The organism is Variovorax paradoxus (assembly GCF_030815855.1).
Classification (GTDB): domain Bacteria; phylum Pseudomonadota; class Gammaproteobacteria; order Burkholderiales; family Burkholderiaceae_C; genus Variovorax; species Variovorax paradoxus_M.
On record NZ_JAUSXG010000001.1, the window covers coordinates 367,299 to 383,754 of the forward strand.

Here is a 16,456-nt window from a genome sequence, read left to right on the forward strand (position 1 = left end):
AACACTGCGGCCGGTGGGCCGCAGTCTGAAAGCGCTGCGGTGGTTAGACCGCAGCCTGAAGAATTTGGCAGGGGAGAAAGGATTCGAACCTTTGCATGCTGGAATCAAAATCCAGTGCCTTAACCAGCTTGGCGACTCCCCTACACGGGTCGATGGTTTTCACCACAAACCGATATATGTCGCATCGGACCCATCACGATCCGATTATCTTCAGGTCGCCCATCCCCAAAGTGGATGAACGGCCAAATTGCTGCATTGACGAACCTGCCAGCCCGAGGGGGCTTCGGCCAGTTCCGCTTCTTGCGGCCCTTGCGGCATTTTCGCGAATACCGAACTTCCGGAGCCGGTCATCCGGGCTTTCAGTCCTTGGTCGCCGAGCCATTCGATGGCGTCGGAGACCGCGGGGCAAAGCCGTTGGGCAACCGGCTGCAGGTCGTTGTGGCCGAAGTCGAAAACCTGAAAAGCACTGCTTTCGAGGTCTTGGGCTTCAAGCTGTTCGCTATCTGCAGCAAAGCCCGAGATTATAGCAACAGGAGTGGCGCGTTGAAGATCGGGCGCTGAAAAAATTAGATGTGTTTCCAATCCTTCGGGCGGCTTGACCACGGCGAACCTTGCCGCCGGCACTGTCACAGGCCGCATTTTCTCACCGATTCCCTCGACCCAGGCGTTGCGGCCGCCGAGGAAAAACGGCACATCGGCGCCCAGTTTCAATCCGATTTCAACCAGGCGCGACAGGGGCAGGTTCAGTTTCCACAGGCGGTTCAGCGCCAGCAGGCAGGTGGCGGCATCGGAAGACCCCCCGCCCATGCCGGCCTGTGCCGGCACCTGCTTGGCGATGCCGATATGGGCGCCCTGGCTGGGGCTGGCGTACGTCTGCAGCGCCCGTGCTGCGCGCAGAACCAGGTCGTCGGGCGGCAGCGCGGTCGTCAGGTCTTCCCGGCTCAGTTGGCCGTCGCGCCGCAGCTCGACATGGAGCGTGTCGCACCAGTCGATCAGCATGAAGACCGACTGCAGCAGGTGATAGCCGTCGTCGCGCCGGCCGGTGATGTGCAGGAAGAGGTTGAGCTTGGCCGGTGCGGGAAGGTCGTAGATCGCCTTCATGACCGCTCGAACACGATGCGCAGGTCTGCCGTGGGGCCGGGGTTTTCGCGCGTGGCCTGGAGCCGGCCATTGGCGATCTGCGCCAGATCGGGGCGCCAGCCGGGAACGCGTTCGTCGCGGCCCGCAAGCCAGGCGAACAGCGCCACCACGGGGATCGCTGCGCCGGTGGCGGCCTCGATCAGCGCATCGACCGAATCGAACCGGCGGGTTTCGCTGCCATTCTTGAGCAGGGCTTCACCGGGCGACCAGTGCAGTTGAGCCAGGGTGCTGCCGATCGGGCTCGTGAGCGACAGCTCGCCCGCTTCGGGGGAGCCGCGCAATTCGAACAGTGCGGAGAAGGTTTGCACGGGCTGGCTGTCGATGCGAAGCGACATGCGGCCGCTCCAGCTGTCGGGGCGTCCCGGCGCGGAGGAGCCACCCGTCAATTGGGCACAGCCTGCCAGCGAGAGCAGGGCAACCCCGCCGGCAACCAGAAGGGCGCGGCGGCTGCCATGGCCGCCGCCAAGCCTGGGCGCGAGCACCATGCTCAAGGCTTGACCCGCAGGCGCTTGAGCGTCTCCTGCAGGGTCTCGTTTTCGGCGTCACTCAGCAGGGCTTCCTTCCAGATCGTGACGGCACGGTCCTTCTGGCCCACCGACCAGAGCACTTCACCGAAGTGCGCACCGATTTCCGGATCGGGGCGGGTCTTGTAGGCCGCCTCGAGGATGCGGATGGCCTCGGTCGTGTTGCCCAGCCTGAATTCGACCCAGCCCATGCTGTCCGCAATGAACGGGTCTTCGGGGGCCAGCTGCACTGCTTTCTGGATCAGCGTGCGGGCCTCGTCGAGCCGGATCTTGCGATCGGCGAAGGAGTAGCCGAGCGCGTTGTAGGCGTTCTGGTTTTCGGGCTTCAACTCGATCAGCCTGCGCAGCAGCCGCTCCATTTCGTCGAGACGGTTGAGCTTCTCGGCCACCATGGCCTGGTCGTAGACCAGGTCGCTGTCGTTCGGCGCGGCCACGGAGGCCTGGGCCAGCATGTCGTAGGCGGCCTGGTATTGCTTGGCGTCGCGCAGCAACTGCACTTCGGCGAGGAATTTCTGCTTCTTGTCCTCGGGCGTGCGCTCGGGCAGTCCGCGCAGCACTTCGCGTGCCTGGGGCAGTTTGCCTTGGCGCGCGAGCAGGCCTGCGCGCCGTGTCTGCGCGACGACGAGATCGTCGGTGCTGTCGACGCGCGCGAGCCAGCGTTCCGCGCCCGTGAAGTCCTTGCGGCGCTCTGCCAGTTGCGAGAGAACCAGGTAGGCCTGCGTGGTGCCGCGCTGGCGATCGTCCGCGTCTTTCGGGTCCTTTTGCGCCGCGGCAAGCTCGACATAGCGCTTGAGCGATGTTTCGGCCGCCCCGTCCTGGCGGGCCTGCGCCTGCAGGCTGCCGAGCAGCAGCCAGGGCTCGGCCAGCTCGGGGCGTGCCGCGGTCAGTGCCTGCAGCTGCGCCGCGGAATCCGTGTAGCGGCGGTTCTCGACCAGCGCGCGCGCGTAGGCGATGCGCAGGTCGGGCGAGGCCTTGGGGTTGCTGGCGAGGTAGCGCGTCACGATCGGTTCGGCCAGCGGCTGGCCCGGATCGATCATTTCGAGCGCCAGTGCAGCCGGCGCATCGGACGCGGGGTCGATCTGCTGGCCCTTGAAAGCGGCGTCCAGGGCGCCGGAGGTATCGCCGGCATTCAGGCGCATGCGGCCCACCGTGGCCCAGGCCAGTCCGCCGGTGGCTGGTTTCTTGAGTTCGTCGACCAAGGCCTGCTCGACCACCGAGGCGGCCAGCTTCTTGTCGGTAGCGCGCGAGTAGTTGCGCACGATCACCGCCATCAGCAAGGGCCGTTCGACTTGCGAAGTGGCCGCGACTTCGGCGCGCAGCAGTTCTGCCGTTTCGCCGATGCGGTTGAGCGCAATCAGGATCTGGAGTTCGATGCGGCGTGCATCGCGCGAGTTGGGCAGCGTTTCTTGCCAGGCGCGGGCGGCCGCCAGCGCGGCGTCGCCCGAGCGCGATTGCAGCGCAATCTCGACTGCGCGCTGGAACAGCTTGCCGTCGCGCAGCCGCCGGGCCGCGTCGAGCACCAGCGCGTAGCCCGAGCCGGGATCGCCGGAGCGCGTGGTCATCTCGCCCATCAGGATTTCGTAGAACAGTTCGGCCGTCAACGCCGAGGACTGCGCCACCGGGTCTTCGCTCGCCGGCTTGGCGGCCGCGGATGCCGGGGCAGGCCTTGTTCCCGGACGGGACGGTGCCGGCCGCTCGATGATGGGCGCGGGGCTGTTGGGCGCGGCGGGGTCGGAGGTTTGCGCGTGAACCGCGCAAGCAAGCAGCACGAGAGACGCGGCCGCCGCAAGGCGGTGTCGGCGGGGCGATGGAATCATCGAACCATAATAATCCAAGCTTTTGAGCGAGCACCGCGTGGGGTTCATTGCAGCCCGGAGTTTTATTTTCATGCCTGAGCTTCCCGAAGTCGAAGTGACGCGGCGCGGTTTTGCCGAACGCATTGCCGGTGCACGCATCGATGCGGTGCGCATCGGCAAGCCCTTGCGCTGGGCCCTGATGGTCGCGCCCGAGGCACTGGCCGGGCGCCGGGTGCTGCAAGTGCGCCGGCGCGGCAAATACCTGCTGATCGATCTCGACCGCGGTTTGCTGCTGCTGCACCTGGGCATGTCAGGCAGCCTGCGCTTCGACGCGGCACTGCCTCCGCCCGGTGTTCACGATCACTTCGATCTCGTGACCGGCCGCGGCACGCTGCGGCTCAACGACCCGCGCCGCTTCGGCGCCGTGGTTTATGTGGAAGACGAAGCGGCGCCGTGGGCCATCAAGCTGCTCGGCGGGCTGGGCATGGAGCCGCTCGGCGACGCCTTCGACTTCGACGCCTTCCACGCCGGCCTTCGAAAGCGCCGGACCGCGGTGAAGCAGGTGCTGCTCGCGGGCGACGTGGTGGTGGGCGTCGGCAACATCTATGCGTCGGAGGCGCTGTTCCAGGCCGGCATCCGTCCCACCCTGTCGGCCGCGCGCATCAGCCGGCCACGGGCGTTGAAGCTCCACGCGGCGGTGCGGGAGATCCTGGCCCGGGCGGTCGAGAAGGGCGGCAGCACGCTGCGCGATTTCTCCAATGTGGACGGCCAGAACGGTTATTTCCAGCTTGAGGCCACGGTCTACGGCCGGGCCGGCGAGCCTTGTCGGGTCTGCGCAACGCCGATACGGCAGCTTCGCCAAGGCCAGCGTTCCACTTACTATTGTCCAAATTGTCAAAAATAGTGTTTCAGCCCTGCGTTGAAAATATCCTGCAATCGGTTGCGCCCCAACTTGCGATGCTATATTTGTAAGTTGTTTCTTACATATTCCCCTTGAGCCGCTCTTTCAACCAACAACTCGATCAGCATGGCGCCTGGCGAAGCAACTTTGCTCACCGCCTGCAGTGGCTGTCCCGCTGGCTGACCGAGAACGAGCTGCTCGACCAGGCCGTGGCCGAGCGCCTGCGCGGCCTGGAGCTGCAGATCCGCAACAGCAAGGTCATGGTCGCGTTCGTGGCCGAGTTCTCGCGCGGCAAGTCCGAGCTGATCAACGCGATCTTCTTCTCCGGCTATGGGCGGCGCATCATGCCGGCGAGCGCCGGGCGCACGACGATGTGCCCGACCGAGCTGGGTTACGACGCCGCGGAATTGCCCAAGCTTCGGCTGCTGCCGATCGAAACCCGCCTGGAACCCCATTCGCTCACGCATTGGCGCGAGAAGCCGACGCGCTGGACCGAAATCGCGATCGACGTGGAGAACGCCGAGCAGCTGGCCCAAGCCATGGGCAAGGTCGCCGAAGTGCGCTGGGTCAGTAAGGACGAGGCGAATGCGCTGGGCTTCTGGAACGACGAAACGCCCGACGACAACCCGGTGCAGGACGCCGAAGGCCGTGTCGAAATTCCGCGCTGGCGCCATGCGATCCTGAACATGCCGCATCCCCTGCTGGAGCAGGGGCTGGTGATTCTGGACACCCCGGGCCTGAACGCGATTGGCGCCGAGCCCGAACTCACGGTGAGCCTGATTCCGCAGGCGCATGCGGTCGTCTTCATCCTCGGTGCCGAAACCGGCGTGACGCGTTCCGACCTGTCCATCTGGCGCGAGCACCTGGTCACCGAAAGCGAAGGCAGCGACACGCGCTTCGTGGTGCTCAACAAGATCGACACCATGTGGGACACGCTCAGCACGCCCGCGCAGATCGAACTGCAGATCGAGCGCCAGCGTGAAGTGGCCGCCAAGTTTCTCGAGGTTCCGCTCGTGCAGGTGCTGCCGGTCTCGGCGCAAAAGGGCTTGCAGGCAAAAATCCAGCGCGATGCGCGGCTGCTCGACGCCAGCCGTCTGCCGGCGCTCGAAACCCTGCTCGCCGAAGGCGTGCTCGGCAAGCGCGAAACCATGTTGCGGCTGGCTGTCGATGCCGGCATGGTGGCACTGCGCGCCGAGGCCGAGCGCATCCTGAAAGTTCGCCAGCGCGATCTGTCGGAGCAGGCGCTCGAACTGCAGGGGCTGCGCGGCAAGAATGTTTCCGTGATCCGCCACATGCGCGGGCGCATCGACCAGGAGCAGGCCGAGTTCGAGGGCAGCAACACGCGCATCCTCGCCTTGCGCTCGGTGCAGGGCAAACTGCTGCGCGAGGTGTACGCCGTGCTCGGCCGCACCGCGCTCAAGGAAGACATGGTTCGGCTCTCGGCCGCACTCAAGCGCCCCGGCATCAAGCTCAACGTGCGCAAGGTGTACGGCGAAACCTTCGACTCGCTGCGCAACAACCTGCGCGAAGTGCAGGCGACCACGGCTGAAATCCAGTCGATGCTGCACGCCACCTTCCGCCAGCTCAATGCGGAGCAGGGCTTCACCTTGCAGGCGCCCGCCGAGCCCGACCTGACGAGCTTCGAGCAGGAGCTGAGCCAGATCGAACACAGCCATGTCCATTACCTGAGCGTCGGCAATCTGCTGAGGCTGGCGCAAGCGGATTTCTGCGACAAGCTGGTACGTGCACTCGCGAGCCGGCTGCGGCTGGTCAACGAAGCGGCAATGACCGAGGTCGAGCGCTGGAGCAAGGGTGCAAGCGCACAGATCGACGCGCAACTGAAGGAGCGCCGCCGCACGTTCAGCAAGCGCATCGAGGCGGTGGAGCGCATCCAGAATGCGGCCGGCAGCCTCGACGAGCGCCTGCTCGAACTCGCCACGCAAGAGAGCAGCCTGGCCGAACTGCATCTTCGGCTGCACGAATTCACTTCGATGATCACGCAACAGGGAAGGCCGGCGCCCGCGGCGGCCGCCATCGGCGAACTGCGTGCGGCCTGATTCTTCGGTGGCCGGCGGCGCGACGCCATTGCAGGCACCGCCCGAATTCGCACAGCGCATCGTGGCCTGGCAGCGCAGCCACGGGCGCAGCGAGCTGCCGTGGCAGAACACGCGGGATCCCTACCGCGTGTGGCTGTCGGAGGTCATGCTCCAGCAGACGCAGGTCTCGACGGTGCTCGGGTACTTCGCGCGCTTTCTGGAACGTTTTCCGACCGTGCGGGCGCTGGCCGCCGGCACCGAGGACGAGGTGTTCGGACTTTGGAGCGGGCTGGGCTACTACAGCCGCGCACGCAACATGCACCGTTGCTCGCAGGAAGTTGTCGAGCGCTTCGGCGGCGAGTTTCCGCGAACGGCCGCCGAGCTGGCGACCTTGCCCGGCATCGGGCGTTCCACTTCCGCGGCGATCGCGGCCTTCTGCTTCGGAGAGCGCGTGGCCATTCTCGATGGCAACGTGAAGCGGGTGCTGACGCGCGTGCTCGGCTTCGGCGGCGACATGTCTTCGTCGGCGCAGGAGCGCGCGTTGTGGGACCAGGCCACGCAACTGCTTCCGCCGGACGGGCAGAAAGAGGCGATCGCGAGCTACACGCAGGGGGTGATGGACCTGGGCGCAACCGTCTGCCTGCCGCGCAAGCCGAGCTGCATGATCTGTCCGGTGAGCGCAACCTGCATCGGGCTGCGAGAAGGGCTGCCGGAGCGCTATCCCGTCAAGACCCGCAAGCTGAAGCGCAGCGCGCAATCGCTTTGGGCGCTGCTGGCGCGCGATGCGCAAGGCCGGGTCTGGCTCGAGAAGCGGCCCCCCAAGGGCATCTGGGCCGGACTCTATTGCCTGCCCGTGTTCGACAGCCGCGAAGACCTGCTGGCTGCGCTGCCGCCGGCCGCGCAGCGCAACACGCAAGACCTGCCGCCGTTCGTGCATGTGCTGACCCACAAGGACCTGCACCTTCACCCCGTGATGCTTCAGGGCGGCCAGCCGCAAGGCGATGCCGCTCGCTGGATGGATACCGAAGAATGGGGCCGGCTGGGATTGCCGGCGCCGATGCGCAAGCTCCTCGAAAGCAGCGCAGGGTAGCCGGCCGGCTTCTCACCCCGCGTCGAGTTCGCGGTGCCGCTTGAGGGATCCCCAGCGGGTTCCGAATGCGCGCGCCAACTGTTCGACCAGGAACACCGAGCGGTGCTGGCCGCCCGTGCAGCCGATGGCCACCGTCACGTAGCTGCGATGGTCGCGCGCCAGCGCATCGAGCCAGCGGGAAAGAAACTGCTCGATGTCGTCGTACATGCGTGCGACGTCGTCGTGCCCGCGCAGCCATTCGATCACCGGGGCGTCACGGCCCGTGAGCGGGCGCAGCGTGGGAACGTAGTGCGGATTGGGCAGCATGCGCACATCGAAGACAAAGTCGGCGTCCAGCGGCACGCCGCGCTTGAAGGCGAACGACTCGAACACCAGCGTCAACGCGCTCTGCGGTGCCGAGATCAGGGCCTTGATGTAGCTCTGCAGCTGGGCTGGGCGTATCAGGCTGGTGTCGATCACGTCGGCGCCGTCGCGCAGGTCGGCCAGCAGCTCGCGTTCCAATTCGATGGCCTGCACCAGCGCGCGCTCCTGCTCCGGCGCATCGGTGCGGCCCTCCTGGCGCGACAGCGGGTGGCGCCGGCGGGTTTCCGAATAGCGCCGCAGCAAGGCATCGGTGGTGGCGTCGAGGAACAACGACCGCAGCGAAACACCGTCGTTCCGCAGCGCCTCGAGCTGCTGCGGAACAATCGGCAGCGACACGCCGCTGCGCACGTCCATGGCAATGGCGACGCGCGTGGCCTGCTGCTCGTGCTGCAGCGCGATGAAAGCCGACAGCAACTCGGGAGGCAGGTTGTCGACGCAGTAGTAGCCGGCATCTTCCAACGCATGCAGCGCCACCGATTTGCCCGAACCCGACATGCCGGTGATGAGCACCAGATCGAGGTTCATCACATCGCCGCCGAAGTCTTGTGGCCCAGCATTTCGCGGGCATGCGCGAGCGAAGTCTGCGAAACCTTCTCGCCGCCCAGCATGCGCGCGATTTCGCGGGCGCGGTTGTCGTCATCGAGCCGCGAAACGCCGCTCTCGGTGCGCGGGCCGTCCTGGCCGGCCGCGGTGGTCTGGCGCTTGGCCACCACCAGGTGGTGATCGGCGCAGGCGGCCACTTGCGGCAGATGGGTCACCGCCAGCACTTGGCGGTCGCGCCCGAGCTGCTTCATGAGGCGTCCCACGGTCTCGGCCACGGCCCCGCCCACGCCGGCATCGACCTCGTCGAAGATCAGCGTTTGCGCCGCACCGAGCTGGCTGGTCGTGACCGCGATGGCCAGGGCGATGCGGGAAAGCTCGCCGCCGGAGGCCACCTTGCCAATGGCGCGCGGCGTGCTGCCGGGATGGCCGCTCACGAGAAAGGCGACGTCTTCGAGGCCCGCGCGGCCCGGCTGTGCCAGCGGCTGCAGCTCGACTTCGAAACGGCCGCCTTGCATGCCGAGCCCTTGCATCGCCTGCGTGACCGCCTCGCCCAGGCGCGGCGCGGCCTGTTTGCGTGCTTTGGCGAGCGCCTTGGCTTCCTTCATGTAGGCCTGTTGCGCACCTTGCTCGGCGCGCTCCAGGCCTTCGAGATCGCTTTGCGCATCGAGCGCCTTCAGTTCGGCCTGCCAGCCGGCCAGCAGCGCGGGCAGATCGTTCGGCGTGCGCTTGTAGCGGCGGGCGAGCGACATCCACAGGCCCATGCGCTCGTCGAGTTCTGCAAGCCGCTGCGGATCGGCTTCGGCGTCACGCAGGTAGCCGTGCAGCGAATGGGCGGCGTCGGAAGCCTGCGCCACGCTGGAGGCCAGCACTTCGCCGAGCGCGCGGAATTCGGGCTCGATGTGTTCGCAGTTCTGCAGCAGGGCCACGGCGCGCGAGAGCGCCGCGAGCGCGCCGCTGTCGTCGTCTTCCAGCGCCTGGCTTGCGCCTTGCGCTGCATCGATCAGCGCCTGGGCATTGGAGATGCGCGTGTGGTGGGTCGAAAGTTCCTCCCACTCGCCTTCGGCGGGAGCCAGCTTCGCCACCTCGGCGATCTGCCATTGCAGCCGTTCGCGTTCGCGTTGCAGCGAATCTTGCGCCGAGCGCGCATGGTCGAGCGCGGAGAGCGATTGCCGCCAGCCTTGCCAGGCCGTGTCCAGCGCGTCGGTGCGAACGCCGGCGTAGGCGTCGAGCAGGCCGCGCACGGCCTCGGGACGCGTGAGGCTTTGCCACGCATGCTGGCCGTGGATGTCGAGCAGCCGATCACCGAGCTCCCGCAACTGGGTGGCCGTGGCCGGGCTGCCGTTGATCCAGCCGCGGCTGCGGCCTTGCAGGTCGACCGTGCGGCGCAGCAACAGCGCGTCGCCGGATTCGAACCCGCCTTCGTCGAGCCAGGCTGCGAAGGCCGGGTCGGCGTCGAATTCGGCGCTGACGTCGAGCCGCTCGGCGCCTTCGCGCACCGCGCCCGCGTCGGCACGGTTGCCGAGCGCAAGCTGAAGTGCATCGATCAAGATCGATTTGCCCGCACCGGTTTCGCCGGTCAAGACCGTGAAGCCTGCCGAAAGATCGAGTTCGAGTGATCGCACGATCACGAAGTCGCGCAGTGCGATGCGTCGCAGCGCCATCTCAGGAGCCCCCTTCGTTCCAATGAAGTTTCTTGCGCAGTGTGTCGAAGTAGCTCCATCCGCGCGGGTGCAGAAAGCGCACCCGGAATTCCGAGCGGCGCACCACCACTTGGTCGCCGATGGCGAGCGATGCCAGCGACTGCATGTCGAAATTGGCGCTGGCGTCGCGGCCCGATACCAGTTCGATCACGATTTCGTCGGCGTCCGGCAAGAGCACGGGCCGGTTCGACAGCGTGTGCGGTGCAATGGGCACCAGCACCCAGCCCGGCACCGCGGGGTGCAGCAACGGCCCGCCGGCCGACAGCGCATAGGCCGTCGAACCCGTCGGCGAAGCGATGATCAACCCGTCGGCGCGCTGGTTGGCCACGAAATGCCGGCCGACAGACACGCGCAACTCGACCATGCCCGACGTGGCGCCGCGGTTGACCACCACATCGTTCATGGCCAACGCGTCGAAAACCGATGCGCCGTCGCGCATGACCTGCGCGTGCATGAGGCTGCGATGGTCTTCCTCGTACTCGCCGGCCAGCATCGGGATCAGCGTGGCCTGGTAGTTGTCGAGCGGAATATCGGTGATGAAGCCGAGCCGGCCACGGTTGATGCCGATCAGCGGAATGCCGTAGCAGGCCAGCTGCCGGCCGATGCCCAGCATGGTGCCGTCGCCCCCCACCACGAGCCCGAGGTCGCAGCGCTGGCCGATTTCCTCGACGCTCAGCGGCTCGTAGCGGCCGCCGACGCTGGCGTCCGCGTCGGCTTGCGCCGCGGCGGATTTCTCGACGAACACCGTGCACCCTTGCGATTCGAGGAAGGCGCCGATATCTTCCATCACGCCATCGCGCGCGTCCGCTTGCGCCCGGGCGCCTGAAGCCTGGTATTTGCCGATCAGGGCGACGTTGCGGAAGCGGGAAGTCATGTACAAATTACAACACTAAAATCTTGCAATGCTGGACGACCGTGCCAAGTTGCTCCTCAAGACATTGGTGGAGCGTTACATCGCCGAAGGCCAACCGGTCGGGTCGCGGACTTTGTCACGCGCGCCCGGGCTCGATCTGTCTCCCGCGACCATCCGCAACGTCATGTCGGACCTCGAGACGCTGGGCCTGATTGCCAGCCCGCATACCTCCGCCGGCCGTATTCCTACCGCCCGCGGCTACCGGCTTTTCGTCGATACCATGCTCACCGCGCAGCGCGAGCAGATGAATCCGCCGAGCCTTGCGCCCGACCAGCCGCAGAAGGTCATTGCCAACGCGGCCAGCCTGTTGTCGAACCTGTCGCAGTTCGTCGGCGTGGTCATGGCGCCGCGGCGTGCGTCGGTGTTCAAGCAGATCGAGTTCCTGAAGCTTTCGGACCGCCGGCTGCTGGTGATCATCGTCTCGCCCGACGGCGACGTGCAAAACCGCGTGATCTTTCCGGAGGCCGACTACTCGCAGTCGCAACTGGTGGAAGCATCGAACTACATCAATGCCCACTATGCGGGCTTGACCATCGAGCAGGTGCGCGACCGTCTCCAGTCCGAAGTCGAAAAATTGCGCGGTGAAATCGCCGCGTTGATGCAGGCAGCGGTCAACGTGAGCTCCGAGGTGCTGACCGAAGCACAGGAAGACGATGTCGTGATTTCCGGCGAGCGCAACCTGCTCTCCGTAACCGATTTTTCGAGCGACATGGGGCAGCTGCGCCGTGCGTTCGAGCTGTTCGAGCAAAAGGCGCAGCTCATGCGGCTGCTCGATGTGTCGAGCAAGGCCGAGGGCGTGCGCATCTTCATCGGCGGTGAAAGCCAGGTGGTGCCGTTCGAAGAGCTGTCCATCGTCAGCGCCAACTACGAAGTCGATGGGCAGGTCGTGGGTACCCTGGGCGTCATCGGCCCCACTCGCATGCCCTACGAGCGCATGATCCAGATCGTCGACATCACCTCGCGCTTGGTCAGCAATGCGCTGAGCCACCGCAAGTAAGTGGGCTGTGCCGCGAATAGAATCGAGCCCTCTCGTGGGCCGTTAGCTCAGTTGGTTAGAGCAGCGGACTCATAATCCGTTGGTCGATGGTTCAAGCCCATCACGGCCTACCACTTGCATTCATTTCTCCACTTGGTCCGGCCAGGGCCAAAAATGGATGCTATAATCGATAGCTGTGCGGCTGTAGCTCAGTTGGATAGAGTACTTGGCTACGAACCAAGGGGTCGTGGGTTCAATTCCTGCCAGCCGCACCACTCTCTTAAAGGGTCAGGACATCATGTGTCCTGACCCTTTTTCTTTTTGCGTGCCGCAAACGCTTCAGAAAAGCGACGGCTGCTCGTGGGCTCTGAGCTCCTGCAAGGTAGTGACATCGAGCGGTGCCCTGCCGATGCTCGTGGCAAACCATCGAAAAGTGTTTGTCCGATTGCCGTTGCGGCCCGTGGTCCGCACGAACAGGTAACCTGAGGTTGCGTTGCCCAGCGCATCAACCGGAATGCCTGCGGCTCGAAGGGCTGCAACTTCCGCGCTGGCGCTGATATCGAAAGGCAACTGCAACGTGATGGTTGCGTTATGGATGATCTGATTGACCATTGCTTCCCTGCCAGAGTCAGTAAGGCTCAGAGCTTCCCTCTCGCCTGACTCATCAGTAACCACGTGGGGGAAGTAAAAACGTGACTTTTTTCACGCGAAGTGAAGAATGTTAATGTTTATTGTTCCAGTAACAATTAGTGCAAAAGACATAGGCGACCATGAGCACACGGGCAAAGCGGCTTGCATTCCCACTCCTCTTGCTGTCTCTGGCGGCATGTTCTTCGGCATCGGCGGGAAAGATCACATGCGTTCCGGGCGCGGGCACTGGCGCCGCGTCGCCTTTCAACTGGGTTCGCCGGATTTCCATCGATGAGCACTCTCGCACCGTCAACATGGACATCGTTCGCTCCAGAACGAAGGACACCGAAACGATGGGCAAGCTGAGGGCGGACCTGGTGGGCATGGAAGAAAACCAGTCCGGAGAGCCCGTCTACATCTTCAACTCCATTCCGAAAGCCGGCGTCGAAGCCACCAGCCTCTTCAAATTGTTCAAGGCGGCGGAATGGCGGCTGATGAGTGCCAACGTGATCTTCGTGAACAAGGTGCCTGTGCTGCAGACCGTCGAACAAAGCGCGGCCTTCGACTGCAAGCGTTCGGACATGGGCTGAGAAAACCGGGCCCGAGGGCCGGTAGATCGTGCCATTCACCAGAGCACATGCAACGAGAGTTGCGGACTTTTTTAGATTCGGAGGTTTTGCCTTGAGCAAAGCATTCACCAAGGAAACCGACGCCGAAGGCGACGACGACGGCGGCGGCGACAGCACCGCCCCTGCGTTGCCGAGCGGCAGCAAGAACTACATCACTCCCGCCGGCTACGCCCGGCTGCGCGACGAATTGCTGCAGTTGATGGACGAAGAGCGCCCGAAGGTGGTCGAGGCCGTGCACTGGGCGGCCAAGAATGGCGACCGCTCGGAGAACGGCGACTATCTCTACGGCAAGAAGCGCCTGCGCGAGATCGATCGGCGCATCCGGTTTTTGACCAAGCGGCTCGAGATCGCCGAGGTGACCGACCCCTCGGTGCATCACGGCAAAGACCAGGTCTTCTTTGGTGCCACGGTGCGCTATGTCGACGAGACGGGCGACGAACGCAGCGTCACGATCCTCGGAATCGATGAGGCGGACAGCGCCCAGTCGCAGGTCAGCTGGATTTCCCCGATCGCGCGGGCGCTGCTCAAGTCACGCGAAGGCGATGTGGTGAAGCTCGTGACGCCAGGCGGCGCGCATGAGATCGAGCTGCTGTCCGTGAACTACCCCACTCCTCGGCCGGACGCCGCGGCGTAGCCGCTGCTGCCAGACGGGCGGCGCTTCAGGGCGCGGGAACCGTCCGCGCCGCCGTCAGCACCGAGGCGGTCCGTCGCGCCGCACGCAGCACCGCGTCGAGGTGGCTCCGGTCGCGCACGGCAATCACGAAGCGCAGGTCGGTCGAATCCTGCGGCGTTTCATCGGCCATTTCGACATGCGTGATGTCGGCTTCGGCGTCCGCCAGCGTGGCGGCCACCCGGGCCAGCACGCCTTTGTCGTTGCGCACTGTAATCACCACGCCGGTTTCGAAAGCGCGGGTCGGCTCGTCCGCCCATTCGACGGCAAAGAAGCGTTCGCTGTCCTTGTGCCGCAGGCGCTGGCCGACGCCGCAGCTTTCGGTGTGCACCACCAGGCCTTCGCCGTGCCCGAGGTACCCGACGATTTCGTCGCCCGGAATAGGCCGGCAGCACAGTGCAAAGCGGACTGACGAGTTCTCGCTGCCGTCCAGCGTGACGGCGCCCTGCGAAATGGTTTCGTGCGAGATGAAGCGCTCGCGGCTCAGCAGCAGCGCATCCGGCCGCTCGCCAAGTTCGGACAGCATGGCCACGAGCCGTTTGGCGACGATGCTGGCAATTCGCTTGCCCAGGCCGATGTCGGTCAGCAATTCGGCGCGGGTGCGGTTGCCTGTGAAGCGCAGCAGCTTTTCCCACAGTGCCTGGTGCTCGGCATCGTCGGCCGGCAGCTTGCTCAGGCCTTCGGCACGCAGCGCCTGCGCGAGCAGCTTTTCGCCCAGACCTTCGGACTCGGCGTGGGCCAGCGTCTTCAGGTAGTGGCGAATCTTGGAGCGGGCCCGTCCGGTTCGCACAAAGCCGAGCCAAGCCGGGTTGGGCGTCGACACGGGCGCGGTAATCACCTCGACCACGTCGCCGTTCTTGAGTTCGGTACGCAACGGCACCTGGTCGCCGTTGATGCGCGCGGCAGACGTGTGATCGCCGATGTTGCTGTGAATCGCATAGGCAAAGTCGACCACCGTGGCCCCGCGCGGCAGCGCGAGGATCTGGCTCTTCGGCGTGAACACGTACACCGCATCGGGAAACAGGTCGACCTTGACGTGGTCCCAGAACTCGGCGGCGTCGCGGGTTTCGTCCTGGATGTCGAGCAGCGACTGCAGCCACTTGGTGCCGAGCCGGTCGTTGCTGGCCGCATTCGGTTCGGCGGCCTTGTAGAGCCAGTGCGCCGCCACGCCGGATTCGGCCACCACGTGCATGGCCTCGGTGCGCAGCTGGAACTCCACGTTCACGCCCGCCGGGCCCACCAAGGTGGTGTGCAGCGACTGGTAGCCGTTGAGCTTGGCAATCGCGATGTGGTCCTTGAACTTGCCCGGCAGCGGCTTGTACATCTGGTGCAGGATGCCCAGGCCGGTGTAGCAGGCAATCACGTTCGGCACGATCAGCCGAAAACCGTAGATGTCGGTCACCTGGGCAAAGCTCAGGTGCTTCTCTTCCATCTTGCGGTAGATCGAATAGAGCGTTTTTTCGCGTCCCGCGATGCGCAGCGTCATGTTCGCGCTTGCAAAAGCGGTCTCGACCTCGCGCTGCACCTTCTGGATCAGGTCGCGGCGGCGTCCTCGCGCCCTGGACACGGCCTTGGACAGGGTGGCATAGCGCCAAGGCTTCAAGTGGCGGAACGACAGCTCCTGCAATTCGCGGTAGGTTTGGTTCAGCCCGAGCCGGTGCGCGATGGGCGCATAGATTTCGAGCGTTTCGCGCGAAATCCGCGCCCATTTTTCACGCGGCGCATCGTCGAGCGTGCGCATGTTGTGGGTGCGGTCGGCCAGCTTCACCAGAATGACGCGCACATCGCGCGCCATGGCCAGCAGCATCTTGCGGAACGATTCGGCCTGGTTTTCTTCGCGGGTATTGAACTGCAGCTTGTCGAGCTTGGTGAGCCCGTCGACCAGCTCGGCCACTGGCGCGCCGAAGCGCTCGATCAGTTCCGGCTTGGTCACGCCGCAGTCTTCGATGGCGTCGTGGAGCAGGGCGGCCATCAGCGCCTGGGCGTCGAGCTTCCATTCGGCGCATTGGGCCGCCACGGCAATCGGGTGGGTGATGTACGGCTCGCCGCTGTTGCGCAGTTGGCCCAGGTGGGCCTCGTCGGCGAAGCGGTAGGCGCGGCGCACCAGTTCCGTGTCTTCGGGGCTCAGGTAATCGAGCCTGGCCGTCAGCGCGGCGAAGCTTGCGGCAGCCGCGTTCAGCGCCGCCGGGCTTTGCTTCGGCGTGCCCGAAGGGGCATGGGACTGATGTTTGGCAACCGCGCTCATGGCTACCACTTTAGCGTGACCGCTGTATGCACGCGTCCAGACGTAAAAAAAGCACCGTTTTGCGGTGCCTTTTCGTTGCAGGGCTGCGTCAGATCAGCCCGGCACTTTTTTGAGCATTTCAATGCCGATTTTGCCTTCGGCGATCTCGCGCAGGGCGGTGACCGCCGGCTTGTTCTTGCTTTCGATCTTGGGCGCGTGGCCTTGGCTCAGCATGCGCGCACGGTAGGTGGCGGCCAGAACCAGCTGGAAGCGGTTGGGGATCTGAAGCAGACAATCTTCGACGGTGATGCGGGCCATGAT

The 16,456-nt window shown here is 65.2% G+C and carries 15 protein-coding genes and 3 tRNA genes; 8 read left to right on the forward strand and 10 right to left on the reverse strand.

Annotated elements, in window-relative coordinates:
- Positions 1-65: 65 nt before the first annotated feature.
- The 4 genes from QFZ42_RS01735 to QFZ42_RS01750 form a co-directional block, all read right to left on the reverse strand.
- A tRNA-Gln gene (locus tag QFZ42_RS01735) sits at positions 66-142 on the reverse strand.
- 68 nt (positions 143-210) lie between these two features.
- On the reverse strand, positions 211-1,101 hold the full coding sequence (ispE, locus tag QFZ42_RS01740) for a 4-(cytidine 5'-diphospho)-2-C-methyl-D-erythritol kinase (RefSeq protein WP_307699296.1): 891 nt from the start codon (positions 1,099-1,101) through the stop codon (positions 211-213).
- Entirely contained in the window at positions 1,098-1,625 is a 528-nt protein-coding gene (locus QFZ42_RS01745; RefSeq protein WP_307704146.1) for a lipoprotein insertase outer membrane protein LolB, read from the reverse strand. The genes ispE and QFZ42_RS01745 overlap by 4 nt, the downstream gene beginning before the upstream one ends.
- Positions 1,626-1,627: 2 nt before the next feature.
- Positions 1,628-3,481 (reverse strand): tetratricopeptide repeat protein, encoded by a 1,854-nt coding sequence (locus QFZ42_RS01750; RefSeq protein WP_307699297.1) that lies wholly within the window; start codon positions 3,479-3,481, stop codon positions 1,628-1,630.
- Positions 3,482-3,551: 70 nt separating this feature from the next.
- Between QFZ42_RS01750 and mutM the strand changes: the two genes are divergently transcribed.
- The 3 genes from mutM to mutY all read left to right on the forward strand — a co-directional run bounded on the left by mutM (position 3,552) and on the right by mutY (position 7,487).
- Entirely contained in the window at positions 3,552-4,364 is an 813-nt protein-coding gene (gene mutM, locus QFZ42_RS01755) for a bifunctional DNA-formamidopyrimidine glycosylase/DNA-(apurinic or apyrimidinic site) lyase (RefSeq protein WP_307699298.1), read from the forward strand.
- 89 nt (positions 4,365-4,453) lie between these two features.
- Positions 4,454-6,418: a dynamin family protein gene (locus tag QFZ42_RS01760; RefSeq protein WP_307699299.1), complete on the forward strand. Its 1,965-nt coding sequence runs from the start codon at positions 4,454-4,456 to the stop codon at positions 6,416-6,418.
- A complete protein-coding gene (gene mutY, locus QFZ42_RS01765; protein ID WP_307699300.1) occupies positions 6,408-7,487 on the forward strand; it encodes an A/G-specific adenine glycosylase in 1,080 nt (359 codons plus the stop codon). The genes QFZ42_RS01760 and mutY overlap by 11 nt, the downstream gene beginning before the upstream one ends.
- A 12-nt stretch (positions 7,488-7,499) precedes the next feature.
- On the opposite strand, the gene rapZ is transcribed toward mutY, so the two are convergent.
- From rapZ to QFZ42_RS01780, 3 genes are read right to left on the reverse strand one after another with little or no spacing between them, the layout of a single operon-like run.
- The gene (gene rapZ, locus QFZ42_RS01770) at positions 7,500-8,375 is read right to left on the reverse strand and encodes an RNase adapter RapZ (RefSeq protein WP_307699301.1); all 876 of its coding nucleotides are present in this window, start codon (positions 8,373-8,375) and stop codon (positions 7,500-7,502) included.
- Complete coding sequence (recN, locus tag QFZ42_RS01775; protein WP_307699302.1) at positions 8,375-10,054, reverse strand: DNA repair protein RecN; 1,680 nt, start codon at positions 10,052-10,054, stop codon at positions 8,375-8,377. The genes rapZ and recN overlap by 1 nt, the downstream gene beginning before the upstream one ends.
- A 1-nt stretch (position 10,055) precedes the next feature.
- Complete coding sequence (locus tag QFZ42_RS01780; protein WP_307699303.1) at positions 10,056-10,967, reverse strand: NAD kinase; 912 nt, start codon at positions 10,965-10,967, stop codon at positions 10,056-10,058.
- 28 nt (positions 10,968-10,995) lie between these two features.
- Here QFZ42_RS01780 and hrcA point away from each other — a divergent pair, with 28 nt between their 5' ends.
- From hrcA to QFZ42_RS01795, 3 genes are all read left to right on the forward strand, one after another.
- Complete coding sequence (gene hrcA, locus QFZ42_RS01785; RefSeq protein ID WP_307699304.1) at positions 10,996-12,003, forward strand: heat-inducible transcriptional repressor HrcA; 1,008 nt, start codon at positions 10,996-10,998, stop codon at positions 12,001-12,003.
- Positions 12,004-12,039: 36 nt separating this feature from the next.
- Positions 12,040-12,116 (forward strand) — tRNA-Ile (locus QFZ42_RS01790).
- A 64-nt stretch (positions 12,117-12,180) separates the two neighbouring features.
- Positions 12,181-12,257 (forward strand) — tRNA-Arg (locus QFZ42_RS01795).
- Positions 12,258-12,321: 64 nt separating this feature from the next.
- On the opposite strand, the gene QFZ42_RS01800 is transcribed toward QFZ42_RS01795, so the two are convergent.
- Positions 12,322-12,594: a hypothetical protein gene (locus QFZ42_RS01800; protein WP_307699305.1), complete on the reverse strand. Its 273-nt coding sequence runs from the start codon at positions 12,592-12,594 to the stop codon at positions 12,322-12,324.
- 332 nt (positions 12,595-12,926) lie between these two features.
- Between QFZ42_RS01800 and QFZ42_RS01805 the strand changes: the two genes are divergently transcribed.
- Entirely contained in the window at positions 12,927-13,202 is a 276-nt protein-coding gene (locus QFZ42_RS01805; protein ID WP_307699306.1) for a hypothetical protein, read from the forward strand.
- A 91-nt stretch (positions 13,203-13,293) separates the two neighbouring features.
- Positions 13,294-13,875: a transcription elongation factor GreB gene (gene greB, locus QFZ42_RS01810; RefSeq protein ID WP_307699307.1), complete on the forward strand. Its 582-nt coding sequence runs from the start codon at positions 13,294-13,296 to the stop codon at positions 13,873-13,875.
- 25 nt (positions 13,876-13,900) lie between these two features.
- On the opposite strand, the gene QFZ42_RS01815 is transcribed toward greB, so the two are convergent.
- Positions 13,901-16,156, reverse strand: a complete 2,256-nt coding sequence (locus tag QFZ42_RS01815; RefSeq protein ID WP_307699308.1) for a RelA/SpoT family protein — start codon at positions 16,154-16,156, stop codon at positions 13,901-13,903.
- A gap of 93 nt (positions 16,157-16,249) precedes the next feature.
- On the reverse strand, positions 16,250-16,453 hold the full coding sequence (rpoZ, locus tag QFZ42_RS01820; RefSeq protein ID WP_021009011.1) for a DNA-directed RNA polymerase subunit omega: 204 nt from the start codon (positions 16,451-16,453) through the stop codon (positions 16,250-16,252).
- Positions 16,454-16,456: the final 3 nt, after the last annotated feature.

Excerpts from the sequence above, each read along its gene's own strand:
- QFZ42_RS01805 (WP_307699306.1), top strand. The coding sequence starts at position 12,927 with ATGGACATCGTTCGCTCCAGAACGAAGGACACCGAAACGATGGGCAAG.
- QFZ42_RS01750 (WP_307699297.1), bottom strand. The coding sequence starts at position 3,481 with ATGATTCCATCGCCCCGCCGACACCGCCTTGCGGCGGCCGCGTCTCTC.
- QFZ42_RS01815 (WP_307699308.1), bottom strand. The coding sequence starts at position 16,156 with ATGAGCGCGGTTGCCAAACATCAGTCCCATGCCCCTTCGGGCACGCCG.
- QFZ42_RS01800 (WP_307699305.1), bottom strand. The coding sequence starts at position 12,594 with ATGGTCAATCAGATCATCCATAACGCAACCATCACGTTGCAGTTGCCT.
- QFZ42_RS01780 (WP_307699303.1), bottom strand. The coding sequence starts at position 10,967 with ATGACTTCCCGCTTCCGCAACGTCGCCCTGATCGGCAAATACCAGGCT.
- mutM (WP_307699298.1), top strand. The coding sequence starts at position 3,552 with ATGCCTGAGCTTCCCGAAGTCGAAGTGACGCGGCGCGGTTTTGCCGAA.
- rapZ (WP_307699301.1), bottom strand. The coding sequence starts at position 8,375 with ATGAACCTCGATCTGGTGCTCATCACCGGCATGTCGGGTTCGGGCAAA.
- QFZ42_RS01745 (WP_307704146.1), bottom strand. The coding sequence starts at position 1,625 with ATGGTGCTCGCGCCCAGGCTTGGCGGCGGCCATGGCAGCCGCCGCGCC.
- recN (WP_307699302.1), bottom strand. The coding sequence starts at position 10,054 with ATGGCGCTGCGACGCATCGCACTGCGCGACTTCGTGATCGTGCGATCA.
- hrcA (WP_307699304.1), top strand. The coding sequence starts at position 10,996 with ATGCTGGACGACCGTGCCAAGTTGCTCCTCAAGACATTGGTGGAGCGT.
- rpoZ (WP_021009011.1), bottom strand. The coding sequence starts at position 16,453 with ATGGCCCGCATCACCGTCGAAGATTGTCTGCTTCAGATCCCCAACCGC.
- ispE (WP_307699296.1), bottom strand. The coding sequence starts at position 1,101 with ATGAAGGCGATCTACGACCTTCCCGCACCGGCCAAGCTCAACCTCTTC.